Origin of the sequence: Streptomyces hokutonensis, from assembly GCF_000376565.1 — a bacterium.
Taxonomy (GTDB): Bacteria; Actinomycetota; Actinomycetes; order Streptomycetales; family Streptomycetaceae; genus Streptomyces; species Streptomyces hokutonensis.
Genome location: NZ_BARG01000075.1, coordinates 22,013 through 46,374, shown reverse-complemented (window position 1 = coordinate 46,374; position 24,362 = coordinate 22,013). Strand labels below are relative to the sequence as shown.

The following is a 24,362-nucleotide window of genomic DNA, read 5'->3' as shown; positions in this document are numbered from 1 at the left end:
TGACCTGCGTGCCGACTCATTCCCTCGCCGCTCTGCCCATCCGCCGGCTGACACTCCGCGATCGCATCGCCTGCGCCGACCTTTCCGAGGACCGGGGGTGGCCACGCGAGGAACACAAGTGGGGCTTCCTCCTCAGCGCGGGGACGGGGTACGGCATCGACAGCCCGGAAGGCGGCCTTGTCGCGGCGTGCGTCGTCACGGAGTACGGCCCGCAGGACCGCCCGGATCTGAGCGCCATCGGCATGGTCCTGGTCGCCGAACGACATGCCCGCCAGGGCGTGGGACGCCGGCTGATGCGCCACCTGCTGTCAGTGCTGGGCCCCACGCCACTGACCCTGCACGCGACCCCGAACGGGCGCCCGCTCTACGAAGAACTCGGCTTCAAGGTGACGGGTCGAGCCGAGATGCTGCGCGGCCGTTTCACGCCGGATGGATCTGACGGACCCGAGTCCCGGATCGCCACCCGCGCGGCCACGGCCGAGGACCTCACCGGCATCCTCCGGCTCGACGAGGAGGTCTTCGGCACCGATCGCACACCGCTCATCACCCGCCTGCCCGCCTTCGCCGACCAGTTGCGGGTGGCACAGGACAACGGCCGGATCATCGGGTACGCGGCGGCCTGGCCCAACATGGACACACACGTCGTGGGCCCGCTGATCGCGCAGGACTCGGAGACGGCGAAGGCTCTCCTCGCCTCACTCGCCGCCCGCACCGACCGTCCTCTGCGCACCGACATCGACGCACGCCACGAAGACCTGCTGTCCTGGGCGAAGGAACGCGGCCTGGAGTACTGCGCCTCCAACTCCGTCATGACCTACGGGATCGCGGAGCTGCCCGGCGACTGGACGCGGCGGTTCGCACCCCTGACGGTCGCGGCCGGCTGACACCTTCGAGCATGGAAAACGCCGGCTCCCGACATGATCGGGAACCGGCGTCTCAGCCGTCTTCGGACGTCAGACGAGTGCCTCCACGGCGGCCTGGGCGAAACCGTGGTCCTGCGACGGCGCGCCGCCACCGACCCCGATCGCTCCGATCAGCCGACCGTCGCGGTGCACCGGGACACCGCCCGCGATGAACAGCAGCGGTCGGTCGAGTGCGGTCGGCAGGGTGTGGAAGAGGCCGCCGGGCTGGACCGCGTCGACGAGGTCGGCGGTGGCCGCGTTCAGCTGAAGCGCGGTGTACGCCTTGCGGGTGCTGGTCTCCCCGGAGATCAGCACGGCCCGGTCGTCGCGCCGGAAGGCGAGCAGATGACCGCCCGCGTCCAGCACGGTGACACTGACCGTGACTCCGGCGGCCTCCGCGGCACGGCGGGCCTGGTCGACGAGGGCTTCGGCGTCCTGGATGGTCAGCGAGGCTACGGCGGTGGTGGTGCTCATCAGGGTTTCTCCTTGCGGGTGTTGCTGGTGGTGGTGTCGGTCGAAAGTCACGGGAACGGCCCTGGCCTCGCGTCTCCCCGCTCCGGCCCTACGGGGTCAGTGGTGGACGGCGGTCCGCTGTGCGTTCGGCAGGCTGCCCGCCACGACCGTGCCGCGGGCGGCGGTGCGGCGTTCCAGGGCGGCCGAGAGGATCGCGAGGACCAGGGCGGCCGCGGCGAGGACGGCGCCGACCCAGTTGGGGGCGGTGTAGCCGAGGCCGGCCGCGATGACGATGCCGCCGAGCCAGGCGGACAGCGCGTTGCCGAGGTTGAAGGCGCCGATGTTCACCGCGGAGGCCAGCGTCGGGGCACCGTGCGCCTGGTCCAGGACCCGCTTCTGCAGCGGCGGCACGGTGGCGAAGCCCAGGGCTCCGATCAGGGCGATGGTGACGGCCGCCGCGATCTTGTTGTGCGCGGTGACCGTGAAGAGCGCGAGCACGACCGCCAGGGCGCCGAGTGAGACGTAGAGCATGGGCATGAGGGCGCGGTCGGCGAACTTGCCGCCGATGAGGTTGCCGCCGACCATGCCGAGGCCGAAGAGGACGAGCAGCCAGGTGACGGAGCCGTCGGCGAAGCCGGCGACGTGGGTCATCATCGGGGCGATGTAGGTGATGGCCGCGAAGACGCCGCCGAAGCCGAGGACGGTCATCGCCATGGCGAGCAGGACCTGGGTGTTCTTGAAGGCGGCCAGTTCGTGGCGCAGTTGTACGCCCTCGGGCCTGGGCAGATCGGGCACGAGCTTGGCGATGCCCGCCAGGCCGATCACGCCGAGGCCCGCGACGACGGCGAAGGTGACCCGCCAGCCGACGGACTGCCCCACGAGGGTGCCCAGCGGGACGCCGACGACATTGGCGACGGTCAGCCCGGTGAACATCATCGCGATGGCTCCGGCCTTCTTGTCCGGGGCGACGAGCTCGGCCGCGACGACCGAGCCGATGCCGAAGAAGGCACCGTGGGCGAGCGAGGCGACCACACGGCCGATCAGCATCACCGAGAAGCTGGGGGCGACGGCGGAGAGCAGGTTGCCGACGATGAACAGACCCATCAGCAGCATCAGCATCCGCTTGCGGGGGACCTTGGTGCCGAGCACGGTCATCAGCGGGGCGCCGATCACCACGCCCAGCGCGTAGCCGGTGACCAGCAGGCCGGCGGTGGGGATGGAGACCCCGAAGTCGCCTGCGACCTGGGGCAGCAGGCCCATGATCACGAACTCGGTCGTTCCGATTCCGAAGGCCCCGATCGCGAGGGCCAGAAGCGCGAGAGGCATGGGGATGAACCCTTCACAGAAGATTGCAGGAGCGCTTTGCGTGCGTTCACAATAGTTGCAGACGCGGGCTATATGCAAGCGCGGACTATTTCGCCTGTGCTCTATCCTGGGTTCAGCCGCTCCGGGACGGAGGAAACGCCAATGACAGCGACGGACCCCGCGCTCACCGCCCTTGCCCAGGGCTGGTGCGCCCTCTCCCTGCTGCACGGGAGGATCGAGGCGCACATCGAGCGCGCCCTGCAGGCCAAGCACGACCTGAGCATGCGGGAGTACTCCCTGCTCGACGTCCTCAGCCGACAGCACGACGGCGACGGGGGCCATCTGCAGATGCGGCAGGTCGCCGACGCGGTCGTCCTCAGCCAGAGCGCCACCACCCGGCTGGTCACCCGGCTCGAGGACCGCGGTCTGCTCGCCCGGTATCTGTGCCCGACCGACCGCCGGGGCATCTACACCAACGTCTCCGAGGCCGGCCTCGCCCTGCTCGAAGAGGCCCGGCCCACCAACGACACCGCCCTGCGCGAGGCGCTCGACGCCGCTGCCGGAAACCCCGAGCTGGCACCGCTGGTCCGTGTCGTGGAGTCGATGCACGCGCCCGCGTAGCCGGTCCCGTCGCCCACCGCTGCCTATGGTGTGACCATGGGAGATCTTGAAATACGAGCCGCGGTCACCGAAGACGTCCCCGCCATCGTCGGCATGCTCGCCGACGACCCGTTGGGCTCCCAGCGGGAGTCACCCGACGACCTGACGCCCTACCTGGCGGCGCTGGAGCGTCTGACCGCCGACCCCAACCAGCACCTGGTCGTCGCCGTGCGCGAGGGCCGCGTCGTCGGAACCCTCCAGCTCACGGTCATTCCCGGCCTGTCCCGCAGAGGCGCCACGCGGTCGGTCATCGAGGCCGTGCGCATCCACGCGGACGAGCGGGGCAGCGGCCTCGGCACGCGACTCATCGAGTGGGCGATCGCCGAATCGCGCCGCCAAGGCTGCCAGTTGGTCCAGCTGACCTCGGATGCCACCCGCACCGACGCCCACCGGTTCTACGAACGGCTCGGCTTCACGGCCTCGCATGTGGGCTTCAAGCTCCCCCTCTGAAGAGAACTCTTCCCTGAAGAGAACCCTCTTCTGAAGCGAGAGCGAAGCACCCGGCCGACATCGGGAGGGGTCGTGTTTCACGTGAAACACGACCCCTGCCCGACCACCACGGCTAGCGGATCCCCCGCCACCCCTCCGGGTCCACCCCACCCGGTACAGAAGCGCTCTCGTCGTACGGCTGCCGCGTGAAGACGAACGATCCGAGGTCCAGGTGGCTGACGGACCCGTCCGGGCGCCGTACGGGCCGTAGGAGCTCTCCGGCGTAGTAGCCCTCCAGGCCGGTCCAGGTGCCGTCACCGTTGGCCCGGAAACGTGAGCGGCGGCCCTTGCCCGCCAACGGCTCCAGCGAGGCCTTTCCATCTGCCGTCAGCCGCAGGGCGAAACCGTGCGTGCCCCAGTACCACTGGCCGGCCAACTCCAGTGCGGCGGCGTCGACTTCGGGCATCGGGCGCCAAGGCTCGGGAATCCTCGGTTCGGCCTCGGCGACGATACCGACGAGCTCGGCGCCCAGCGATGACAGCAGCGGTCCCGAGGTGCAATTGGCCAGCACCACAGCCGCGACGTCGTCCTCCAGGCTGATGGTGAGGTTCGCCAGGAAGCCGGGCAGCGATCCGGAGTGGCCGACGAGCAGGCGGCCGTCGCGGTGCTGAATCTGGAGGCCGAAACCGTAGGCGGCGCCGTCCACGACATCGGCCGCCTCGGCCGGCGCGGCGGGGGTTCGCATCTCCCGCACGGACTCCGCGCTCAGGACCCGTTCGTCACCGTTGGCCAGGAAGACCGCGAACCGCGCCAAGTCACCGGTGGTGGACCAGAGTTGACCGGCCGACGCCATGAGACCGAGGTCCTCGGCGGGTTCCGGCAGCAGCGCGTCGGCCCATGGATGCACCGCCCAGCCGCCCGCGTGGGGTGCCTGAGGCTGAGCGCTCGTGCGACGGAGGCCCAGGGGTTCGAGCACTTCTCGCCGGAGTACGTCCTCCCAGGGCGCACCGCGCAGCTCCTCGACGAGAGCGCCCAACAGCGTGTATCCGGGGTTCGAGTAGTGGAACCGGCGGCCGACCGGATGCAGCAGGGGCTGCTCGCCCAGCACATCGCGGAGTTCGGGGCGCAGGGAACCGGGCGTCCGTTCCCACCAGGGCGCGGGTGACTCGGCCGCCAACCCGCTTGTGTGCGCGAGCAGTTGGGCAATGGTGGCCTCCCCCGCGCCGGTGCCCGGCAGATGCTTCTCCAGGGGGTCACCGAGATCGAGGACGCTTTCGTCACGCAGCCGGAGCACCAGGACGGCGGTGAACGTCTTGGTGATCGAGCCGATCCGGTACTGCACGTTCTCGTCCGGCCCGTGCCCGTCCACCGAGGTCCGCGCACCGTGCCACACCGCCCGCCCGTCCCGCACCACCGCCGCGACCAACGACGGTGCCCGCCCCTCGGCCTGGGCCACGGCGATCCGGTGCAGCAACGCCCGGCGGGTAGCGGGAAGCAGGTCGTCCTGAGATGTCGTCATGCCCCCAGTCCATCCGGCGGGACTGCCCTACGTCGAGCACATTTCCCGGGACACGGCACTGGGCCGGCCGCCCACGGTCGTGGAGCGTCTCGCCGCCGATGACATACCGATGAGTTTCCGGTGCCGCGCCGGTCCGTACGCGTGAGACCGACTCACGGAAGGCTGGCGGCATGCGGAAACTGATCTACGGCATGAACCTGACCCTGGACGGCTACATCGCCGCGCCCGGCGACGACATCGGCTGGGGCGGACCGCCGAGCGACGAGTTGTTCCAGTTCTGGTCCGACCAGTTGCAGGCGACCGACCTGTCGCTGTACGGGCGCAAGCTCTGGCAGACGATGAGCTCCTACTGGCCGACCGGCGACCAACAGCCGGGCGCCACCCCGGCGGAGATCGAGTTCGCGCGGCGCTGGAGGGACATGGCGAAGGTGGTGTTCTCCTCGACGACCGACAAGGTCGACTGGAACACCCGCCTGGTCACCGGCGACGCGGTCGCCGAGATCACCCGGCTCAAGGCCGAGGACGGCGGCCCGATGGACATCGGCGGCGCGACGCTCGCCGGGGCGGCCATGCGGGCCGGGCTGATCGACGAGTACGTGCTGGCCACTTCGCCAGTCCTGGTGGGCGGCGGCACACCGTTCTTCACCGCGCTGGACAGCTGGGTGAACCTGAACCTGGTGGAGACGCGGACGCTTCCCGGCGGCGTGATCCTGAGCAGGTACGAGACGAGGCGCTGAGCAGCAGCACCCACCCACATCGCCCGGTCAGGTCTGCGCCATGTCCACGAAGCGCGAGTAGTGGCCCTGGAAGGCGACGGTGATCGTCGCCGTCGGGCCGTTACGGTGCTTGCCCACGATGATGTCCGCCTCGCCCGCGCGCGGCGACTCCTTCTCGTAGGCGTCCTCGCGGTGCAGCAGGATGACCATGTCGGCGTCCTGCTCGATGGAGCCGGACTCACGCAGGTCGGACACCATCGGCTTCTTGTCCGTGCGCTGCTCGGGACCACGGTTGAGCTGTGAGAGCGCGATCACCGGGACCTCCAGCTCCTTGGCCAGGAGCTTGAGGTTTCGGGACATGTCCGAGACCTCCTGCTGACGGCTCTCCTGGCGCTTGGAACCGCCGGCCTGCATCAGCTGCAGATAGTCGATGATCACCAGCTTGATGTCGCTGCGCTGCTTGAGCCGGCGGCACTTCGCGCGGATCTCCATCATCGACAGGTTCGGGGAGTCGTCGATGTAGAGCGGCGCGGACGACACCTCGGGCATCCGACGGGCCAGGCGGGTCCAGTCCTCGTCGGTCATGGTGCCGGACCGCATGTGGTGCAGGGCGACACGGGCCTCGGCGGACAGCAGACGCATCGCGATCTCGTTGCGCCCCATTTCGAGGGAGAAGATGACGCTCGGCAGGTTGTGCTTGATCGATGCCGCGCGCGCGAAGTCCAGCGCGAGTGTGGACTTGCCCATGGCGGGACGGGCCGCGATGACGATCATCTGGCCCGGGTGCAGACCGTTGGTGAGCGAGTCGAGGTCGGTGAACCCGGTGGGCACACCCGTCATCTCGCCGCTGCGCGAGCCGATCGCCTCGATCTCGTCGAGCGCGCCCTCCATGATGTCGCCGAGCGGGAGGTAGTCCTCGCTGGTCCGCTGCTCGGTGACGGCGTAGATCTCGGCCTGGGCCCGGTTGACGATCTCGTCGACGTCGTCGTCGGCCGCGTATCCCATCTGCGTGATGCGCGTACCGGCCTCGACCAGGCGGCGCAGGACGGCACGCTCATGGACGATTTCGGCGTAGTACTCCGCGTTGGCCGCCGTCGGCACGGTCTGGACGAGCGTGTGCAGATACGATGCGCCGCCGACCTTGTTGATCTCGCCGCGCTTGGTGAGTTCGGCGGCGATGGTGATCGGGTCGGCCGGCTCGCCCTTGGCGTAGACGTCGAGGATCGCCTGGTAGATCGTCTCGTGCGCGGGCTTGTAGAAGTCGTGGCCCTTGAGGACCTCGACGACGTCGGCGATGGCGTCCTTGGACAGGAGCATGCCGCCGAGTACGGACTGCTCGGCATCGAGGTCCTGCGGCGGTACGCGTTCGAAGGCCGAGCCCGCGCCCTCCCACTCGCCGCCTTCCCGGCCGCGGTCGTGCTGTTCGTCGCGGCCCCGGCCTCCGTCGCCGCGCCGTCGGGAAGCGGGCAGACGATCACTTGGACCGCTGTCGGCCCACGGGTCGTCCAAGGGCTCGGAAATACTCAACCGAGCCACCTCCTCCCGTCCGCCGAGCGGACCTCGCCGTGCCCCTTATTTCTACGGCACGGCACTGACAAATGAGACGCCCAACTCCGGTACGGGCGCGTCGGTTTTGTGATGGTTCTCAGGCCGACGGACGGAGCGGGCGCCGGTCCACCGTAGGCCCGCGGGCACCGTCAGCCAATCTGGTTATCCACAGGCCATGTGGACGACGGCCCGGATGCTGTGGAGAACCCGCCAAAACCTGTGCACGACCCGGTGGACAGCCCTGTGAACAAGACCTCCGCTTTCCGCACGCGACCCATCTGACCTGCCCTTTCCCCATCCACCGGCTGTGCAGAAGAAAAACTTCTCCAGCCGGACCAAGATCGCTTCGAACAGTGCGCGAGGGGACACGAGGCGAGATCAGAGGTAAGGGTCACATAGCAATTGCATCTCTTACCTGTGGACGATTAGATTAGTGCTCATGACACAGGCTCCCGCGACCACCAGGGCCACCCGACGCCGGCACGACCGCGAGATCGTCATGCTGGCCGTCCCGGCCTTCGGCGCACTCGTCGCCGAGCCCCTCTTCGTCATGGCCGACAGCGCGATCGTGGGCCATCTCGGCACCGCACAACTCGCCGGACTCGGCGTGGCTTCCGCCCTCCTGACGACAGCCGTGAGCGTCTTCGTCTTCCTCGCCTACGCCACCACCGCGGCCGTCGCCCGACGGGTCGGCTCAGGTGATCTCCAGGCAGCCATCCGCCAGGGCATGGACGGCATCTGGCTCGCCCTGCTGATCGGTGCCACCGTCATCGCCGTCGTTCTCCCCGCGGCCCCCTCCCTCGTCGGCCTCTTCGGCGCCTCGGAAACGGCGGCCCCCTACGCGTCCACCTATCTCCGGATCTCCTCCCTCGGCATCCCGGCCATGCTGGTCGTACTCGCCGCCACCGGAGTCCTGCGCGGACTGCAGAACACAAAGACACCGCTGTACGTCGCCATCACAGGCTTCGTCGCCAACGGCGTCCTCAACCTGGGGCTCGTCTACGGCGCCGACCTCGGCATCGCCGGTTCCGCCTGGGGCACCGTCATCGCCCAATGGGGGATGGCCGCTGTTTATCTCGTCGTGGTCGTCCGCGGAGCTCGCCGGCACGGTGCCTCGCTCCGCCCCGACGCGACCGGGATCCGAGCCTCGGCGCAGGCAGGTGCACCTCTCCTGGTGCGCACGCTCTCCCTGAGAGCGATCCTCCTGATCGCGACGGCGGTCGCCGCCCGGCTGGGGGATGCCGACATCGCCGCCCACCAGATCATCCTGTCGCTGTGGTCTCTGCTGGCCTTCGCACTCGACGCCATCGCCATCGCGGGCCAGGCCATCATCGGCCGCTACCTCGGTGCGGACGATCCACAGGGCGCCCGAGCCGCCTGCCGCCGCATGGTGCAGTGGGGCATCGCCGTCGGAGTGGTGCTCGGCCTCCTGGTGATCGTGTCCCGCCCGCTGCTCCTCCCCTTGTTCACCAGCGACTCCACCGTCAAGGACACAGCCCTCCCAGCCCTGATCATGGTGGCGCTCTCGCAGCCGATCTGCGGTGTCGTCTTCGTCCTCGACGGAGTGCTCATGGGCGCGGGAGACGGGCCGTATCTCGCAGGAGCGATGCTGGTGACCCTGGCGGTCTTCGCCCCGGTGGCCCTGCTCGTGCCGGCCTTCGGTGCCGGACTGACCGCTCTCTGGGGAGCGATGACTCTGATGATGACGGTGCGCATGCTGACGCTCTTGCTGCGCACTCGCTCGGGTCGCTGGGTCGTCACGGGCGCGACCCGCTGACCGTTTCACGTGAAACACCGCGCGCTGCCACGTTTCACGTGAAACATGAGCGCCGTAGCACCGCCCCCAACATGCGAGCCAGGGTCTGCCCAGCCCCGAGCACGGCAGAGGGGCCGCACCCCAACGGGTACGGCCCCTCTCTCAGCTATGCCGAGCGCGGCGGTCAGGCCGCGATGACCTCGATGTTGACCTTGGCGGCAACCTCGGGGTGCAGACGCACAGACGTCTCGTGGGCGCCCAGCGTCTTGATCGGGGCAGACAGCTCGATACGACGCTTGTCGACCTCGGGGCCACCGGAAGCCTTGATCGCCGAAGCGATGTCGGCTGGGGTGACGGAGCCGAAGAGACGACCGGCGTCGCCGGAGCGGACGGCCAGACGAACCTTGACGCCCTCGAGCTGGGCCTTCACAGAGTTGGCCTGCTCGATGGTCTGGATCTCGTGGATCTTGCGAGCACGACGGATCTGCTCGACGTCCTTCTCGCCACCCTTGGTCCAGCGGATAGCGAACTTCCGCGGGATCAGGTAGTTGCGAGCGTAACCGTCCTTGACGTCGACGACGTCGCCCGCGGCACCGAGGCCGGAGACCTCGTGGGTGAGGATGATCTTCATTGGTCGGTCACCCTTCCCTTATCGCGCGGTGGAGGTGTAGGGCAGCAGCGCCATCTCACGGCTGTTCTTCACGGCCGTGGCGACGTCACGCTGGTGCTGCGTGCAGTTGCCGGTCACGCGGCGGGCACGGATCTTGCCGCGGTCGGAAATGAACTTCCGCAGCATGTTCGTGTCCTTGTAGTCCACGTACTGGACCTTGTCCTTGCAGAATGCGCAGACCTTCTTCTTCGGCTTGCGCACAGGCGGCTTCGCCATGGTGTATCTCCTGTGTGATCAAGAAGTGTGGGTACGACCCACCCTCGGCCCGGAGGCCTAGAAGGGGGGTTCGTCCGAGTAGCCGCCGCCACCGCCGGCACCGCCGCCGGAGTTTCCACCCCAGCCGCCACCGCCGCCGCCCTGGTTGCCACCGGCGGGAGCGCCGGTCGCCCACGGGTCGTCGGCGGGAGCGCCGCCGGCCGGCTGACCGCCGCCGGAGTTTCCACCCCAGCCGCCGCCACCCTGGCCGCCACCACCGCCGCCGCCGAAGCCGCCGCCCTGGCCACCGCGAGCGCCACCGGCGGTCTTGGTGACCTTGGCCGTGGCACTGCGCAGGCTGGCGCCGACTTCTTCGACGTCCAGTTCGTAGACCGTGCGCTTGACGCCCTCACGGTCCTCGTAGGACCGCTGCTTCAACCGGCCCTGCACGATGACGCGCATGCCTCGCTGGAGCGATTCGGCGACGTTCTCCGCCGCCTGACGCCAGACCGAGCAGGTGAGGAAGAGGCTTTCGCCGTCCTTCCACTCGTTCGTCTGGCGGTCGAAGGTGCGGGGAGTGGACGCGACACGGAACTTCGCGACCGCCGCACCGGAAGGGGTGAAGCGCAGCTCGGGGTCGTCGACAAGATTGCCGACGACCGTGATGACGGTCTCGCCTGCCATGGGGGAACCTCTCGGCGGGTTTGCTGCTGGCTGCTTGGTGCTGCTGCTACTCGGATCCCGAGATCAGCTGAGCTAGATGCTCAGTGGGTCTCGGGGCGGAGGACCTTGGTCCGGAGGACCGACTCGTTCAGGTTCATCTGGCGGTCGAGCTCCTTGACGACCGCAGGCTCAGCCTGCAGGTCGATGACCGAGTAGATGCCCTCGGGCTTCTTCTTGATCTCGTACGAGAGACGACGACGGCCCCAGGTGTCGACCTTCTCGACCTTTCCGTTGCCCTCACGGACGACGGAGAGGAAGTTCTCGATCAGGGGGGAGACAGCGCGCTCCTCCAGATCGGGGTCGAGGATGACCATCACCTCGTAGTGACGCATGTGGAACCCACCTCCTTTGGACTCAGCGGCCACGGTCGATCCGTGGCAGGAGGGTTGTGATGCGTAAGCAACAGTGTGTGCCAGTAAAACAGCCGCCACTGACATCGGGTGCCCCTTGCGGGGATTCCGATCCGTGACGACGTGGGCAGACACCAGTGCAGAGGGTACAGACTACCCGCACACCGGCTTCCGGTTGAAATCCGGTGGCGGAGAGCGTCAATCTGTACACATCGGGTGTGTCCGGCGCGACGACGCGCCGCCTTCCGCAGGAGGTGCCACATGGCACAGGCATTGCGACCCAACACCGCCGGTTCCCTTTTCGCCACGGACGGCAAGCCCCATCCGCTCCAGGACACGCTGCTCGCGGTGACCGTGGTGCTCGGGCTGACCGCGTTCGTCACGGGCTTCTTCCACCACCTGCATCTGCTCAGCTCATGGACCGGCCTGGTGGGGATCCTCACCGGCGCCTACGGCCAGTGGATCTCGGAGACGACGAGGGAACGCTTCGGCCTGATCCTGGGTCTCGGTGCCGCGGGTGTCGGGTTCTTCCTCGGCATGGCGCACGGCGGACTGTTCGGCGGTGTCATCAGCTGACGCTTCGGCACCACGGTCCGAACACCGCGTAAAACACCACGGAACGCCTCGGCGACCCACAGGCCGAGGCGAAGGTTGCATACGCCCAGTCGGGGCGCTCGCAAGGCGCAGTAGGCTTCGGCGCGAGAGCCGGAGCCCCTGTACCCATGGGGACACACCAGCCCGAGGAGCGCCCCGAATGAGCCTGACCCTGAGGACCATCAGCCGAGAGCAGCATCTGGCATTCATCCAGAGCCTGCCGTCGGCTAGCCACATGCAGGTCCCGGCATGGGCTGATGTGAAGGCGGAGTGGCGCTCCGAGAACCTCGGCTGGTTCGACGAGAAGACCGGCGAGCTGGTCGGTGTGGGCCTGGTTCTCTACCGCCAACTCCCCAAGATCAAGCGCTACTTGGCCTATCTGCCCGAGGGCCCGGTCATCAACTGGTTCGCGCCGAATCTGGACGACTGGATCCAGCCGATGCTGGCCCACCTCAAGCAGCAGGGCGCCTTCTCGGTGAAGATGGGCCCGCCGGTCATCATCCGGCGCTGGGAGGCCACCTCCATCAAGGCGGGCATCCAGAACCCGGACGTGAAGCGGCTGCGCGACATCGAGGCCGACTACATCGAGCCGCGCGCCTTCGAGGTGGCCGACAAGCTGCGCCGTATGGGCTGGCAGCAGGGCGAGGACGGCGGCGCCGGCTTCGGCGACGTCCAGCCGCGCTACGTCTACCAGGTGCCGCTGGCGAACCGCTCGCTGGAGGAGGTCCACAAGAACTTCAACCAGCTGTGGCGCCGCAACATCAAGAAGGCCGAGAAGGCCGGTGTCGAGGTCGTCCAGGGCGGCTACCACGACCTCGAGGAATGGCAGCGGCTGTACGAGATCACGGCCGTGCGCGACCACTTCCGGCCCCGCCCGCTGTCGTACTTCCAGCGCATGTGGACGGCCCTCAACACCGAGGACCCCAACCGGATGCGGCTGTACTTCGCCCGGCACAACGGGGTGAACCTGTCGGCGGCGACGATGCTCGTGGTCGGCGGACACGTCTGGTACTCCTACGGCGCCTCCGACAACATCGGCCGTGAGGTCCGGCCCTCGAACGCGATGCAGTGGCGGATGCTGCGCGACGCCTACGCGCTCGGCGCCACCGTGTACGACCTGCGCGGCATCTCCGACTCGCTGGACGAGACGGACCACCTCTTCGGTCTGATCCAGTTCAAGGTGGGCACCGGCGGGCAGGCCGCCGAGTACCTCGGCGAGTGGGACTTCCCGCTCAACAAGCTGCTCCACAAGGCACTCGACATCTACATGTCGCGCCGCTGACCTCACGGTCCTCGCTTCGATAGCGTCGACAGCTCTCATACTCCTGATACACCGCAGCCACCCGAAAGGTTCCAGGTCCGGCCATGGCGCTCACGCTCTACGTCGACACTGCGCGCTGGCGGGCGCATCACAAGCACGTGGCCGAGCAGTTCCCGGGGCTCGTCCCGGTCTGCAAGGGCAACGGCTACGGCTTCGGGCACGAGCGGCTGGCGGAGGAGGCGACGCGTCTCGGCGCGGACGTCCTCGCCGTCGGCACGACGTACGAGGCCGCCCGGATCAAGGACTGGTTCGGGGGCGACCTGCTGGTGCTGACGCCCTACCGCCGCGGCGAGGAGCCCGTTCCGCTGCCGGACCGGGTGATCCGCTCGGTGTCGTCCATCGACGGTGTGTACGGCCTCGTGGGCGCCCGTGTGGTCATCGAGGTGATGTCCTCGATGAAGCGGCACGGCGTCAGCGAGCAGGAACTGCCGCAGCTGCACTCGGCCATAGAGAACGTCCGCCTGGAGGGCTTCGCCATCCACCTCCCGCTGGACCGCACCGACGGCTCGGACGCCGTCGAGGAGGTCATCGGCTGGATGGACCGGCTGCGGGCCGCCCGGCTGCCCTTGCACACGATGTTCGTCAGCCACCTCAAGGCCGAGGAACTCGCCCGGCTGCAGCAGCAGTTCCCGCAGACCCGCTTCCGGGCCCGTATCGGCACCCGGCTGTGGCTGGGGGACCACGAGGCCACCGAGTACCGCGGGGCGGTTCTGGACGTCACTCGGGTCTCCAAGGGTGACCGCTTCGGCTACCGGCAGCAGAAGGCGGCCTCGGACGGCTATCTGGTGGTCGTGGCGGGCGGTACGTCGCACGGGGTGGGTCTGGAGGCCCCGAAGGCGCTGCACGGCGTCATGCCGCGCGCCAAGGGCGTCGCCCGCGCCGGCCTGGCCACGGTGAACCGGAACCTTTCTCCGTTCGTCTGGGACGGCAAGCAGCGCTGGTTCGCCGAGCCTCCGCACATGCAGGTCTCGATCCTGTTCGTGCCGTCGGAAGCGGCCGAACCGAAGGTCGGCGAGGAGCTGGTGGCCCATCTCCGGCACACCACCACCCAGTTCGACCGCATCGTCGATCGCTGAGCCTCTCCTGAACAGCCGAAAGGCCGTACACGGAACCTTCCGTGTACGGCCTTTCGCGTGGTCCCGCCAGGCCCTGTTCGCTCAGAGCGAACGGTCCGCCGTCCCCTCGCCACCCCACTCCACCTGCGGTCCGTCGAAGGGGGCCGCGTGCCGCCCGGGACGGGCCCCGGCCCCGAACACGAACACGTCCTCCGCCCGGTCGAGCACCCCGCCCGAGGGGTCGTCGTCGCCCGCCAGGCGCACCACGTCCCGCTCCGGCATGAGGATGTCGCGCACGATCACGGCGCACAGGTAGAGCGTGCCCAGGAGGTGCAGACCGATGGCCCAGTGATAGCCGTCGGTCGGCAGGCCCTTGTGGGCGTTTCCGCTGGTCGTGTACGCGAGGTACATCCAGATCCCCAGGAAGTACGCCACCTCGCACGCCTGCCAGATCAGGAAGTCCCGCCACTTCGGCCGGGCCAGCACAGCCAGCGGGACCAGCCACAGCACGTACTGCGGCGAGTAGACCTTGTTGGTCAGGATGAACGCCGCGACGATCAGGAAGGCCAGCTGGGCGAAGCGCGGCCGGCGCGGAGCGGTCAGCGTGAGTGCCGCAATGGCTCCGCAGCACAGCAGCATCAGCAGGGTGGCGAAGGTGTTGACGGTGTCGGTGCTGAGCGGGTCGCTGGAGTTCTGGGCCAGGATCAGCCAGAAGGACCCGAAGTCGACGCCCCGTTCCTGGCTGAACGTGTAGAACTTCGACCAGCCGTCGAAGGCGAAGAGCATCACCGGCAGGTTCACCGCCAGCCAGGCGACGGCGGTTCCGCCGAACGCCTTCCCGAAGTCCCGCCACTTGCCCGCGCGCCAGCACAGCAGGAACAAGGGGCCGAGGAGAAAGACGGGATACAGCTTGGCGGCCGTGGCAAGGCCCAACAGGACGCCGAAAGCGAGGGAACGGCCCCGGGACCACATCAGCATCGCCGAGGCCGTCAGAGCGACCGCCAGCAGGTCCCAGTTGATGGTGGCGGTCAGCGCGAAGGCGGGGGCCAGGGCGACCAGGAGTCCGTCCCAGGGGCGGCGGGCGTGTGTCCGGCTGACGCAGACGACGATGACGGCCGCGCACACCATCAGCATCCCGGCGTTGACCATCCAGTACCACTGTTCCTGGTGCTGGATGCTGCCGCTGCCCGGTGTGAGCCAGGCGGCCACCTCCATGAACACGCCGGTCAGCACCGGGTATTCGAGGTACTGCATGTCGCCGGGGAGCTTGTCGAAGTACGGGACGAGCCCGTCGGCGAAGCCGCGCCCCTGGTAGAGGTGCGGGATGTCCGAGTAGCACGCGTGCGTGTACTGCGAACTCGCTCCGAAGAACCAACCGCTGTTGTAGCAGGGCGCCTTCTGGACCAGGCCGAGGGCGAACATACCGATCGCCACCAGCGCGACGACCCGTACGGGAGTCCACCAGGACGCCCCGAGAAGGGCGCGCCGCCCGATGGGGCCACCGATCAGTTCGCTACCGGCGGCGGCGACCTGGTCAACCTTGGTCGGCTTCACCGGATCCGGCTCGTGCACGCTCGTGGGCGTCAGTTCTGCACTGGGCATGGGGCACATCCTGCCGTACACACCTAGGAGTACGCCGAGGGCCGCCGCAACCCGGTGGATGCGACGGCCCCTGTTTCACGTGAAACAGTCCACGATGGGTGTTTCACGTGAAACACCCATCGTGGACGGTATGGCGGCTAACCGGTTGAGCCTCCGAAGATGCCCCCATTGCCGTTGCCGTTATTGGTGCCGCTGGACTCCGTCGCAGTGGCCGTGTCCGTCGGCGTGGACGTCGCGCCTCCGTCGGTGCCGCCGTTGTCACTGCACTGCCAGCTGAATCGGCAGGACTCGGTTGCCGAAGGCGTCGAACTCGGCGTCTCACTGGGCGTCTCGCTCGGCGTCTCACTGGGCGTATCGCTCGGCGTCACCACGGGAGTCGGAGTGGGAGACGGTGCGCCGTCCTCGTTCTGGACCTTGTCGATCTTGGTGGCATCCGGGAAGCCCGGGTCGGAGTCGCCCTTGAGCGCGGCCTCCATGTACTCGGTCCAGATCGACGTCGGGATGTCACCACCGTGAATGGACGCCACGCCCGCCGTGCCGTTCATGGAGAGCAGTTCGGCGTCCTTGGGGTTCTCCCTGAACATCGCGATCGACGTCGAGAGCTGCTGGGTGTAGCCGACGAACCAGGCCGACTTGTTGCTGTCGGTGGTACCGGTCTTGCCGGCCGCCGCGCGGCCCAGAACCTTGGCGTTCTTGGCCGTACCGTTCTGGATGACGTTCTCCAGGGTGTCCGTGACGTTGTTCGCCACGTTCTCCGGCATCGCCTGCTTCACAGCCGGCTTCTCGAAGCCGGGCACCGGCTGACCGCCCTGCTTGACGGCCGTCACCGAGTACGGGTCCGCCTGCTTGCCCGAGGCGGCGAACGTCGCGTAGGCGTCGGCCATCCGGATCGCGCTGGGCGTCGACGTACCGATCGCGAAGGACGGATTGAGGCTCTTCGCCATGCTCGATTCCAGGATGCCGGCCGACTCGGCGACGTCCCGCACCTTCGTCATCCCGACGTCCACTCCGAGCTGGACGTACGGCGTGTTGATGGACTGCTCCATCGCCTTGCGCAGGGTGATGTAACCCCAGGGGTAGTTGCTCTCGTTGTTCTGATAGAAGATCGAGTTGTCCTTGTTCAGGACGTATGTGCCGTCCTGCTGTCTCACCTTGAGGTGATCGTCGCCGTTGTACTTGCTCAGCGGCGAGATACCCACACCATCGGTCTTGTACGTGCCGTACTCCATGGCCGCGGCAAGCACGAACGGCTTCCAGGTCGACCCCACGGGGACACCCGAGGTGTCGGCGTTGTTGGTGAAGTGGCCGTTCTCGTAACCGTCACCTCCGTAGAGGGCGACGATCGCTCCGTCCTTGGGCCGCACCGACGCCGCGCCGAACTGGACGTACTTGTCCAGGTCGCGCTTCTTCGGGTCGATGCGCTCCTTCTGGATCTTCTTCACGGCCGCGCTCAGTTCGTTGACCTTGTCCTTCTCGAAGGTCGTGTAGATCTGCAAGCCGCCCTTGTCGAACTCGGTCTGCGAGATGTTCGAGTGGTTCAGGACGTACTTCTTGGCCGTGTCGACCAGGTAGCTGATCTGGCCGGTCATGCCCTTGGTCGCCTTCAGGCCCTGAGGCGTGGGGTACTTCTTGATGGCCGTCTGGTACTCGGCGTCCGTGATGTGCTTGTCGTTGTGCATCTGCTCGAGGATCCAGCTCCAGCGGGCCTCTGAGCGCTTGCGGTTGGCGTCGGCGGTCGCCGCCGGGTCGATGTTCGTGGCGCCGATCGGGTCGTAGTACGTCGGCCCCTTCAACAGTGCCGCGAGGAAGGCGCACTGACTCGGCGTCAGCTTGACCGCGTCCACACCGTAGTAGGTCTGCGCGGCGGCCTGTATGCCGTAGGCGCCGCGGCCGTAGTAGGAGGTGTTCAGGTAGCCCTGGAGGACCTGCTCCTTGCTGAGCGACGTGCCCACCTTGATGGAGATGAACATCTCCTTGAACTTACGGGTGACCGTCTGTTCCTGGCTCAGGTAGGTGTTCTTGACGAACTGCTGGGTGATCGTCGAACCACCCTGCGTCTCGCCGCCCCGGGCCATGTTGACCAGGGCTCGGGCGATACCCATGGGGTCGACGCCCGAGTCCGTGTAGAAGCTCTTGTTCTCGGCCGAGATCACCGACCACTGCATGGCCTTCGGGATGTCGGCGATGGTGATGTTCTGACGGTTGGCGCCGGTGCCCGTGGCGACCATCTGGCTGCCGTCGGCCCAGTAGTAGACGTTGTTCTGCGACTTGGCCGCGGTGTTCTCGCTGGGGATGCTGACCATCGCGTAGCCGACACCGACCGCGGCCACGATGCTGCCGAAGAACAACAGGCACAGGCTCGAGACCAGCCGCCAGGAGGGCACCCAGCGGCGCCATCCGTACTTGTCGAAGCGCGGATAGTCGATGAACCTCTTCTTGCCGGGCGCGGGAGCGCGTCCTCTGCCCCGACCGGGCCCGTTCGGGCCACCTGGACCGCGGCCCGCCGGCTCGGCCCCTCTGCGACGGCCGCCGCCTCTCTGCGCGGCTCGACGGGCTTCGGCACGGCTGCCGTACTGGCGGTCGTCGCCCCCGGAATCGGAGGGGTTCGACCCATAGGAATCGGATGGAGACCCGGTGGTGGCGCCTCGCGGTGCCGCGCGGCGGCCGGAGGTCGGTCCGGACTGACCGCGTCGGTCCGCGGCACGTCCGCCTCCCTGCGGCTGCGGCGGTTTGCGACGGTGCTCGCTCATCGAACGATTACTCCTCGGGCAGGCGCACCCGTGCGCGCCTGGAAACGGCGGCTGGTTTCCGGTCCCCCCGAAGTACGGATGTGGTCGGTTCTGCATTCATCCGTACCGCACCGGGGACGTTGACGCCCCCACGCGTCACTTGGTTCCCGGTGGTGTGCATGCCGCACAGACTACGCACCGTCAAAACCTGCTTAGCCCCGAAGTTCACCCCAAATCAGGCAACTTGCATCCAACGAATCAGTGATGTGACGCCGCTCACCATCTCCCCACTTGTCGCATCCGGAAGGCCGTTCTATCGTCTGGATGTATCGAGTCGATACATCAGCTCGGCATAAAGACCGTCACGGTCGGACCGCGGACAGAGAGGAGGCGACGATGAGCCGACGTTCCGGCATCCTCGAGTTCGCCATCCTCGGCCTGCTCCGCGAATCCCCGATGCACGGCTACGAGCTGCGCAAACGACTCAATACGTCACTGGGTGTGTTCCGTGCGTTCAGCTACGGGACGCTCTATCCCTGCCTCAAGACGCTGGTCTCCAACGGCTGGTTGATCGAGGAGTCGGGGAACACTCCTGAGGACGCCCTCACGGCCACACTCGCGGGGCGTCGCGCCAAGATCGTCTACCGGTTGACGGCGGAAGGTAAGGAGCACTTCGAGGAGCTGCTCTCGCAGACGGGGCCCGACGCGTACGAGGACGAACATTTCGCCGCTCGTTTCGCCTTCTTCGGGCAGACGTCACGCGACGTACGCATGCGCGTACTGGAGGGCCGCCGCAGCCGGCTGGAGGAGCGTCTGGAGAAGATGCGCGCCTCCTTGGCGCGGACCCGGGAGCGCCTCGACGACTACACCCTTGAGCTCCAGCGCCACGGAATGGAGTCCGTGGAGCGCGAAGTGCGCTGGCTGAACGAGCTCATCGAGAGCGAGCGGGCCGGACGTGACCTGAAGGGTCCCGTTCCGGACGGCACCGCTCAGCAGGACAGCACATCCGGGGAGTCGGGCGGCCTGCCCCGGCTCGGGGGTGCCACCCCCGGGCCGGATCCGTCCGATGAAACCACCACATGAGGTCCAGTCAGGACCTCACCTCGCACACACAGGGAGCAACCGGAATGGGTTCGGTTCGCGTAGCCATCGTCGGCGTGGGCAACTGCGCCGCCTCACTGGTACAGGGCGTCGAGTACTACAAGGACGCCGATCCGGCGGCCAAGGTGCCGGGTCTGATGCACGTCCAGTTCGGCGACTACCACGTCGGTGACGTCGAGTTCGTCGCCGCGTTCGACGTCGACGCGAAGAAGGTCGGCCTCGACCTCTCGGACGCCATCGGTGCCAGTGAGAACAACACCATCAAGATCTGCGACGTCCCGAACAAGGGCGTCACGGTCCAGCGCGGTCACACCCTCGACGGCCTGGGCAAGTACTACCGCATGACGATCGAGGAGTCCGACGAGGCTCCGGTCGACGTGGTCCAGGTCCTCAAGGACAAGCAGGTCGACGTCCTGATCTGCTACCTGCCCGTCGGCTCCGAGGACGCGGCGAAGTTCTACGCCCAGTGCGCCATCGACGCCAAGGTCGCCTTCGTCAACGCCCTCCCGGTCTTCATCGCCGGCACCAAGGAGTGGGCGGACAAGTTCACCGAGGCCGGGGTCCCGATCGTCGGCGACGACATCAAGTCGCAGGTCGGCGCCACCATCACGCACCGTGTGATGGCGAAGCTGTTCGAGGACCGCGGTGTCCGTCTCGAGCGCACGATGCAGCTCAACGTCGGCGGCAACATGGACTTCAAGAACATGCTGGAGCGCGACCGCCTCGAGTCCAAGAAGATCTCGAAGACGCAGGCCGTCACCTCGCAGATCCCGGACCGCGACCTGGGCGAGAAGAACGTCCACATCGGCCCGTCGGACTACGTCCAGTGGCTCGACGACCGCAAGTGGGCCTACGTCCGCCTTGAGGGCCGTGCCTTCGGCGACGTCCCGCTGAACCTCGAGTACAAGCTCGAGGTCTGGGACTCCCCGAACTCCGCGGGTGTCATCATCGACGCCCTGCGCGCCGCGAAGATCGCCAAGGACCGCGGCATCGGCGGCCCGATCCTCTCCGCGTCGAGCTACTTCATGAAGTCCCCGCCGGTCCAGTACTTCGACGACGAGGCGTACGCCAACGTCGAGAAGTTCATCAAGGGGGAGGTCGAGCGCTAGGACCCGCCGGTCCGCTCGTCGAGGGTCCCCGGGGCATTCCGCCCGGGGACCCTCCTCGTATGTGAGGCTGTGCCCATGGCCGTCGTCCATGACCTGCGCGTCCTTCTGCGCTTCCAGGGCTTCCGCCGCCTGCTCGCCGTACGCCTCCTGTCCCAGGGCGCGGACGGCGTCTACCAGGTCGCACTCGCCGCCTACGTCGTCTTCTCCCCGGAGAAACAGACCTCGGCCGGCTCGATCGCCTCTGCGATGGCGGTCCTGCTCCTCCCGTATTCCCTCATCGGCCCCTTCGCCGGCGTCCTCCTGGACCGCTGGCGCCGCCGCCAGGTCTTCCTCTACGGCAACCTGTTGCGCGCCCTGCTGGCCGCGGCCACCGCCGTCCTGATGGTGAGTCACGTCCCGGACTGGCTCTTCTACGTCTCCGCCCTGTGCGTCACCGCCGTCAACCGCTTCGTCCTCGCCGGCCTGTCCGCCGCGCTCCCTCGCGTGGTCGACGACGAACGGCTCGTCCTCGCCAACTCCCTTTCCCCCACGGCCGGAACACTGGCGGCGACCGCGGGCGGCGGCCTCGCCTTCGTCGTCCGGCTGCTGGTCGCGGACACCGACGCGACGGTGGTCCTGCTCGGCGCCGCCCTGTACCTGTGCGCGGCCCTGACGTCCTTGCGCATCGCCCCCGAACTCCTCGGCCCCGACCTCGCGTTGACCCGCCCCCGCCTGGCGACAGCCCTCGCCGGCACCGCCCGGGACCTGAGAGCGGCTCTACGGCATCTCGCCGCGCCACACCGCCGTGAGGCGGTCCGGGCGCTCCTCGCGATGACCCTGATGCGTTTCTGCTACGGCGCCCTGACGGTCCTGCTGCTGATGCTCTGCCGGTACGCCCTGTCGTCGACCCCGGACGACGGACTGCGCCTGCTGGGGCTGGCGTTGGGGGTTTCCGGCGCCGGCTTCTTTGTGGCGGCCGTGGTGACACCCTGGGCCGCCGGGCGACTGGGGCCCGGCCGCTGGATCGCCGTGTGCGCAGCGGGCGCCGCGGTCCTGGAACCGGCCCTCGGCCTCCCGTTCACCACCGCCCCGATGCTGGCCGCGGCCTTCGTCCTGGGCCTGACCACACAGGGCGCGAAGATCGCCACGGACACGATCGTCCAGTTCTCGGTCGACGACGGCTTCCGCGGCCGGATCTTCTCCGTCTACGACGTCCTGTTCAACGTCGCCTTCGTCGGCGCGGCGGCGATGGCCGCCCTGGTACTGCCGCCTGACGGCCGCTCGGTGACGCTGGTGGTCACGGTCGCCGTTATCTACTCGGCGGTTGCTGCGGCTATGGCCCACTTTGAGCGCCGGAAAGTGTCACATCACTGACACGGAGTCCATCCGGGTCACAGCGGTGTCAGTGGGTGCCGGTAACTTACGTGCGTCTTACTTCGCACCATGCCGCGTGCCATGCCGCGTCATGCGCCCACGTTCCAGGGGGGACCCCAATGACAACTCCGCCGCCTCAGAGCCCGAACCCATACGCCCAGGGCCAGCAGCCCTACGGCGAGCCTCAGGCGCAGGCCCCGTACCCGCCGCAGGGTCAGGCCCCGTACCCGCCCCAGGGCGGCTACCCGCAGCAGCCCGGCCAGCCCGGGTTCCCGCCGCAGGGCGCGGCTCCGTTCGCCCCGGTCCCGGCGCAGCCCAGGCGCCGTTTCAGCCCCAAGCTGATCCGGCTCGCCATCATCATCGTGATCGGTATTGGCGCGGCCATCTACGGCGTCATATCGAGCCAGAACGACGCCGACACCGCAAAGGTCGGCGACTGCATGCACCGCGGCAGCACCAGCGACACCAACCCGGACCTCGAAGTCGTGAAGTGCAGCGACGCGAAGGCCCAGTACACGGTGCTGGCCAAGATCAGCGGCAAGTACTCCGAGGCCGAGGCGGAGAGCAAGTGCACGGCGGCCGCGAAGGACTTCCAGTACTCGTACACCGAGAGCGGTGACGGCAGCGACTTCCTGCTCTGCCTGAAGGACTACAAGAAGTAAGGCAGTTGCAGCGAGGGGCGGTGTTTCACGTGAAACACCGCCCCTGATGCTGTCCGGGGTCATGTTTCACGTGAAACATGACCCCGTTTCACGGCCTCAGCCCTCCGAGGCCCACCACTCCTTGAGCGCGGCCACCGCCGCCTCATGCTCCATCGGCCCGTTCTCCAGCCGCAGTTCGAGCAGGAACTTGTAGGCCCGACCGATGACCGGCCCCGGCGTGACGCCCAGGATCTCCATGATCTGGTTGCCGTCGAGGTCGGGACGGATCGAGTCCAGTTCCTCCTGCTCCTGAAGCTGCGCGATGCGCTCTTCCAGCCCGTCGTAGGCGCGAGACAGCGCAGCGGCCCTGCGCTTATTGCGTGTGGTGCAGTCCGAGCGGGTCAGCTTGTGGAGCCGGTCCAGGAGCGGGCCGGCGTCACGGACGTAGCGCCGGACCGCCGAGTCGGTCCACTCGCCGGTGCCGTAGCCGTGGAAACGCAGGTGGAGTTCGACGAGCCGCGAGACGTCCTTCACGAGTTCGTTGGAGTACTTGAGCGCCAGCATGCGCTTCTTGGTCATCTTGGCGCCGACCACCTCGTGGTGGTGGAACGAGACCCGGCCGTCGTTCTCGAAGCGGCGGGTGCGCGGCTTGCCGATGTCGTGCAGCAGTGCGGCCAACCGGAGGGTCAGGTCGGGACCGTTCTCCTCCAGTTCGATCGCCTGCTCCAGCACGATCAGCGTGTGTTCGTAGACGTCCTTGTGCCGGTGGTGCTCGTCGCTCTCCAGACGCAGGGCGGGCAGCTCGGGCAGGACATGGTCGGCGAGACCGGTGTCGACGAGCAGCGCCAGACCCTTGCGGGGGTGCGCGGAGAGGATCAGCTTGTTCAGCTCGTCCCGGACCCGCTCGGCCGAGACGATCTCGATCCGCCCGGACATCTCCTTCATCGCCGCGACGACCTCGGGAGCGACCTCGAAATCGAGCTGCGCGGCGAAGCGGGCCGCCCGCATCATCCGCAGGGGATCGTCCGAGAAGGACGCCTCGGGAGTACCCGGGGTACGCAGCACGCGGGCGGCGAGGTCGCCGAGACCGCCGTGCGGGTCGATGAACTCTTTCTCCGGGAGGGCGACAGCCATCGCGTTCACCGTGAAGTCGCGCCGGACGAGGTCCTCCTCGATGGAGTCGCCGTACGAGACCTCGGGCTTGCGTGAGGTCCGGTCGTAGGCCTCCGACCGATAGGTGGTCACCTCGATCTGGAAGCTCCGGTCGACGTCTCCGACGCGGGCGTCCTTCTGCACGCCCACGGTGCCGAAGGCGATCCCGACCTCCCAGACGGCGTCCGCCCACGGTCGGACGATCTTCAGTACGTCCTCGGGCCGCGCGTCCGTCGTGAAGTCCAGGTCATTGCCGAGCCGGCCGAGCAGCGCGTCACGGACCGACCCGCCGACCAGGGCGAGGGAGAACCCGGCCGCCTGGAAGCGGCGGGCGAGCTCGCCGGCGACGGGGGCCACCCGCAGCAGTTCGCTCACCGCGCGATGCTGCACCTGGCTCAGGGCACTGAGGTTGTCTTCGTTGGCGTTCGGCACAACAGAAAAGGTTACGTGGCCCGGGCGACCGCGAGCGCCTCCATTAA

Annotated in this window: 23 protein-coding genes; 12 read left to right on the top strand and 11 right to left on the bottom strand. The window is 68.0% G+C overall.

The genetic code is table 11. The features are described from left to right. Positions 1-8: 8 nt before the first annotated feature. Positions 9-884, top strand: a complete 876-nt coding sequence (locus SSP08S_RS40625; RefSeq protein WP_019073389.1) for a GNAT family N-acetyltransferase — start codon at positions 9-11, stop codon at positions 882-884. A gap of 69 nt (positions 885-953) precedes the next feature. Here the strand turns inward: SSP08S_RS40625 and SSP08S_RS40620 are convergent, their stop codons facing one another. Then, positions 954-1,376 (bottom strand): GlcG/HbpS family heme-binding protein, encoded by a 423-nt coding sequence (locus SSP08S_RS40620; RefSeq protein ID WP_019073388.1) that lies wholly within the window; start codon positions 1,374-1,376, stop codon positions 954-956. 96 nt (positions 1,377-1,472) lie between these two features. Further along, the gene (locus SSP08S_RS40615) at positions 1,473-2,681 is read right to left on the bottom strand and encodes an MFS transporter (protein ID WP_019073387.1); all 1,209 of its coding nucleotides are present in this window, start codon (positions 2,679-2,681) and stop codon (positions 1,473-1,475) included. Between the two features lie 141 nt (positions 2,682-2,822). Between SSP08S_RS40615 and SSP08S_RS40610 the strand changes: the two genes are divergently transcribed. Then, positions 2,823-3,281 carry a MarR family winged helix-turn-helix transcriptional regulator gene (locus SSP08S_RS40610; RefSeq protein ID WP_019073386.1) on the top strand — a complete coding sequence of 153 codons (459 nt, stop codon included), beginning with the start codon at positions 2,823-2,825 and terminating at the stop codon, positions 3,279-3,281. A gap of 36 nt (positions 3,282-3,317) precedes the next feature. Then, positions 3,318-3,770 carry a GNAT family N-acetyltransferase gene (locus tag SSP08S_RS40605; protein ID WP_019073385.1) on the top strand — a complete coding sequence of 151 codons (453 nt, stop codon included), beginning with the start codon at positions 3,318-3,320 and terminating at the stop codon, positions 3,768-3,770. A 112-nt stretch (positions 3,771-3,882) separates the two neighbouring features. Here SSP08S_RS40605 and SSP08S_RS40600 read toward each other — a convergent pair whose 3' ends face one another. Continuing rightward, the gene (locus tag SSP08S_RS40600; RefSeq protein ID WP_019073384.1) at positions 3,883-5,268 is read right to left on the bottom strand and encodes a serine hydrolase domain-containing protein; all 1,386 of its coding nucleotides are present in this window, start codon (positions 5,266-5,268) and stop codon (positions 3,883-3,885) included. 170 nt (positions 5,269-5,438) lie between these two features. On the opposite strand from SSP08S_RS40600, the gene SSP08S_RS40595 reads away from it, so the two are divergent. Then, positions 5,439-6,005, top strand: coding sequence for a dihydrofolate reductase family protein (locus SSP08S_RS40595; protein WP_019073383.1), 567 nt, complete (start codon positions 5,439-5,441; stop codon positions 6,003-6,005). A gap of 27 nt (positions 6,006-6,032) precedes the next feature. Here SSP08S_RS40595 and dnaB read toward each other — a convergent pair whose 3' ends face one another. Next, positions 6,033-7,511, bottom strand: coding sequence for a replicative DNA helicase (gene dnaB, locus SSP08S_RS40590; RefSeq protein ID WP_026179259.1), 1,479 nt, complete (start codon positions 7,509-7,511; stop codon positions 6,033-6,035). Between the two features lie 460 nt (positions 7,512-7,971). Between dnaB and SSP08S_RS40585 the strand changes: the two genes are divergently transcribed. Then, positions 7,972-9,309 carry an MATE family efflux transporter gene (locus tag SSP08S_RS40585; RefSeq protein WP_026179258.1) on the top strand — a complete coding sequence of 446 codons (1,338 nt, stop codon included), beginning with the start codon at positions 7,972-7,974 and terminating at the stop codon, positions 9,307-9,309. A 163-nt stretch (positions 9,310-9,472) separates the two neighbouring features. Here SSP08S_RS40585 and rplI read toward each other — a convergent pair whose 3' ends face one another. The 4 genes from rplI to rpsF form a co-directional block, all read right to left on the bottom strand. Continuing rightward, complete coding sequence (gene rplI / locus SSP08S_RS40580) at positions 9,473-9,919, bottom strand: 50S ribosomal protein L9 (protein WP_019073380.1); 447 nt, start codon at positions 9,917-9,919, stop codon at positions 9,473-9,475. An 18-nt stretch (positions 9,920-9,937) separates the two neighbouring features. Next, positions 9,938-10,174, bottom strand: a complete 237-nt coding sequence (gene rpsR / locus SSP08S_RS40575; protein WP_006381652.1) for a 30S ribosomal protein S18 — start codon at positions 10,172-10,174, stop codon at positions 9,938-9,940. Between the two features lie 57 nt (positions 10,175-10,231). Further along, positions 10,232-10,837, bottom strand: a complete 606-nt coding sequence (locus tag SSP08S_RS40570) for a single-stranded DNA-binding protein (RefSeq protein ID WP_019073379.1) — start codon at positions 10,835-10,837, stop codon at positions 10,232-10,234. Positions 10,838-10,917: 80 nt separating this feature from the next. Then, positions 10,918-11,208 (bottom strand): 30S ribosomal protein S6, encoded by a 291-nt coding sequence (gene rpsF / locus SSP08S_RS40565; RefSeq protein WP_006604399.1) that lies wholly within the window; start codon positions 11,206-11,208, stop codon positions 10,918-10,920. A 279-nt stretch (positions 11,209-11,487) separates the two neighbouring features. Here rpsF and SSP08S_RS40560 point away from each other — a divergent pair, with 279 nt between their 5' ends. The 3 genes from SSP08S_RS40560 to SSP08S_RS40550 all read left to right on the top strand — a co-directional run bounded on the left by SSP08S_RS40560 (position 11,488) and on the right by SSP08S_RS40550 (position 14,217). After that, complete coding sequence (locus SSP08S_RS40560; RefSeq protein ID WP_019073378.1) at positions 11,488-11,802, top strand: hypothetical protein; 315 nt, start codon at positions 11,488-11,490, stop codon at positions 11,800-11,802. A 178-nt stretch (positions 11,803-11,980) separates the two neighbouring features. Next, positions 11,981-13,102, top strand: coding sequence for a peptidoglycan bridge formation glycyltransferase FemX (gene femX / locus SSP08S_RS40555; protein ID WP_019073377.1), 1,122 nt, complete (start codon positions 11,981-11,983; stop codon positions 13,100-13,102). Between the two features lie 83 nt (positions 13,103-13,185). Further along, positions 13,186-14,217: an alanine racemase gene (locus SSP08S_RS40550; RefSeq protein WP_019073376.1), complete on the top strand. Its 1,032-nt coding sequence runs from the start codon at positions 13,186-13,188 to the stop codon at positions 14,215-14,217. Positions 14,218-14,298: 81 nt separating this feature from the next. Here SSP08S_RS40550 and SSP08S_RS40545 read toward each other — a convergent pair whose 3' ends face one another. Continuing rightward, positions 14,299-15,798: a glycosyltransferase family 87 protein gene (locus SSP08S_RS40545; protein WP_019073375.1), complete on the bottom strand. Its 1,500-nt coding sequence runs from the start codon at positions 15,796-15,798 to the stop codon at positions 14,299-14,301. Positions 15,799-15,935: 137 nt separating this feature from the next. Continuing rightward, entirely contained in the window at positions 15,936-18,182 is a 2,247-nt protein-coding gene (locus SSP08S_RS40540) for a transglycosylase domain-containing protein (RefSeq protein WP_019073374.1), read from the bottom strand. Positions 18,183-18,923: 741 nt separating this feature from the next. Between SSP08S_RS40540 and SSP08S_RS40535 the strand changes: the two genes are divergently transcribed. The 4 genes from SSP08S_RS40535 (at position 18,924) to SSP08S_RS40520 (ending at position 22,752) form a co-directional block, all read left to right on the top strand. Continuing rightward, a complete protein-coding gene (locus tag SSP08S_RS40535; RefSeq protein WP_019073373.1) occupies positions 18,924-19,610 on the top strand; it encodes a PadR family transcriptional regulator in 687 nt (228 codons plus the stop codon). Positions 19,611-19,654: 44 nt separating this feature from the next. Continuing rightward, a complete protein-coding gene (locus tag SSP08S_RS40530) occupies positions 19,655-20,737 on the top strand; it encodes an inositol-3-phosphate synthase (protein ID WP_019073372.1) in 1,083 nt (360 codons plus the stop codon). Positions 20,738-20,812: 75 nt separating this feature from the next. Continuing rightward, on the top strand, positions 20,813-22,090 hold the full coding sequence (locus SSP08S_RS40525; RefSeq protein ID WP_019073371.1) for an MFS transporter: 1,278 nt from the start codon (positions 20,813-20,815) through the stop codon (positions 22,088-22,090). A gap of 119 nt (positions 22,091-22,209) precedes the next feature. Continuing rightward, positions 22,210-22,752, top strand: a complete 543-nt coding sequence (locus SSP08S_RS40520; protein ID WP_019073370.1) for an LppU/SCO3897 family protein — start codon at positions 22,210-22,212, stop codon at positions 22,750-22,752. 96 nt (positions 22,753-22,848) lie between these two features. On the opposite strand, the gene SSP08S_RS40515 is transcribed toward SSP08S_RS40520, so the two are convergent. Continuing rightward, complete coding sequence (locus tag SSP08S_RS40515; RefSeq protein ID WP_019073369.1) at positions 22,849-24,315, bottom strand: CCA tRNA nucleotidyltransferase; 1,467 nt, start codon at positions 24,313-24,315, stop codon at positions 22,849-22,851. Positions 24,316-24,362 lie beyond the last annotated feature (47 nt).

What these genes read in the sequence shown, in the direction of transcription:
- SSP08S_RS40620 (WP_019073388.1), bottom strand. Translation starts at nt 1,376, where the DNA reads ATGAGCACCACCACCGCCGTAGCCTCGCTGACCATCCAGGACGCCGAA.
- SSP08S_RS40615 (WP_019073387.1), bottom strand. Translation starts at nt 2,681, where the DNA reads ATGCCTCTCGCGCTTCTGGCCCTCGCGATCGGGGCCTTCGGAATCGGA.
- SSP08S_RS40610 (WP_019073386.1), top strand. Translation starts at nt 2,823, where the DNA reads ATGACAGCGACGGACCCCGCGCTCACCGCCCTTGCCCAGGGCTGGTGC.
- SSP08S_RS40605 (WP_019073385.1), top strand. Translation starts at nt 3,318, where the DNA reads ATGGGAGATCTTGAAATACGAGCCGCGGTCACCGAAGACGTCCCCGCC.
- SSP08S_RS40600 (WP_019073384.1), bottom strand. Translation starts at nt 5,268, where the DNA reads ATGACGACATCTCAGGACGACCTGCTTCCCGCTACCCGCCGGGCGTTG.
- SSP08S_RS40595 (WP_019073383.1), top strand. Translation starts at nt 5,439, where the DNA reads ATGCGGAAACTGATCTACGGCATGAACCTGACCCTGGACGGCTACATC.
- SSP08S_RS40585 (WP_026179258.1), top strand. Translation starts at nt 7,972, where the DNA reads ATGACACAGGCTCCCGCGACCACCAGGGCCACCCGACGCCGGCACGAC.
- rplI (WP_019073380.1), bottom strand. Translation starts at nt 9,919, where the DNA reads ATGAAGATCATCCTCACCCACGAGGTCTCCGGCCTCGGTGCCGCGGGC.
- rpsR (WP_006381652.1), bottom strand. Translation starts at nt 10,174, where the DNA reads ATGGCGAAGCCGCCTGTGCGCAAGCCGAAGAAGAAGGTCTGCGCATTC.
- SSP08S_RS40570 (WP_019073379.1), bottom strand. Translation starts at nt 10,837, where the DNA reads ATGGCAGGCGAGACCGTCATCACGGTCGTCGGCAATCTTGTCGACGAC.
- rpsF (WP_006604399.1), bottom strand. Translation starts at nt 11,208, where the DNA reads ATGCGTCACTACGAGGTGATGGTCATCCTCGACCCCGATCTGGAGGAG.
- SSP08S_RS40560 (WP_019073378.1), top strand. Translation starts at nt 11,488, where the DNA reads ATGGCACAGGCATTGCGACCCAACACCGCCGGTTCCCTTTTCGCCACG.
- femX (WP_019073377.1), top strand. Translation starts at nt 11,981, where the DNA reads ATGAGCCTGACCCTGAGGACCATCAGCCGAGAGCAGCATCTGGCATTC.
- SSP08S_RS40550 (WP_019073376.1), top strand. Translation starts at nt 13,186, where the DNA reads ATGGCGCTCACGCTCTACGTCGACACTGCGCGCTGGCGGGCGCATCAC.
- SSP08S_RS40545 (WP_019073375.1), bottom strand. Translation starts at nt 15,798, where the DNA reads ATGCCCAGTGCAGAACTGACGCCCACGAGCGTGCACGAGCCGGATCCG.
- SSP08S_RS40535 (WP_019073373.1), top strand. Translation starts at nt 18,924, where the DNA reads ATGAGCCGACGTTCCGGCATCCTCGAGTTCGCCATCCTCGGCCTGCTC.
- SSP08S_RS40530 (WP_019073372.1), top strand. Translation starts at nt 19,655, where the DNA reads ATGGGTTCGGTTCGCGTAGCCATCGTCGGCGTGGGCAACTGCGCCGCC.
- SSP08S_RS40525 (WP_019073371.1), top strand. Translation starts at nt 20,813, where the DNA reads ATGGCCGTCGTCCATGACCTGCGCGTCCTTCTGCGCTTCCAGGGCTTC.
- SSP08S_RS40520 (WP_019073370.1), top strand. Translation starts at nt 22,210, where the DNA reads ATGACAACTCCGCCGCCTCAGAGCCCGAACCCATACGCCCAGGGCCAG.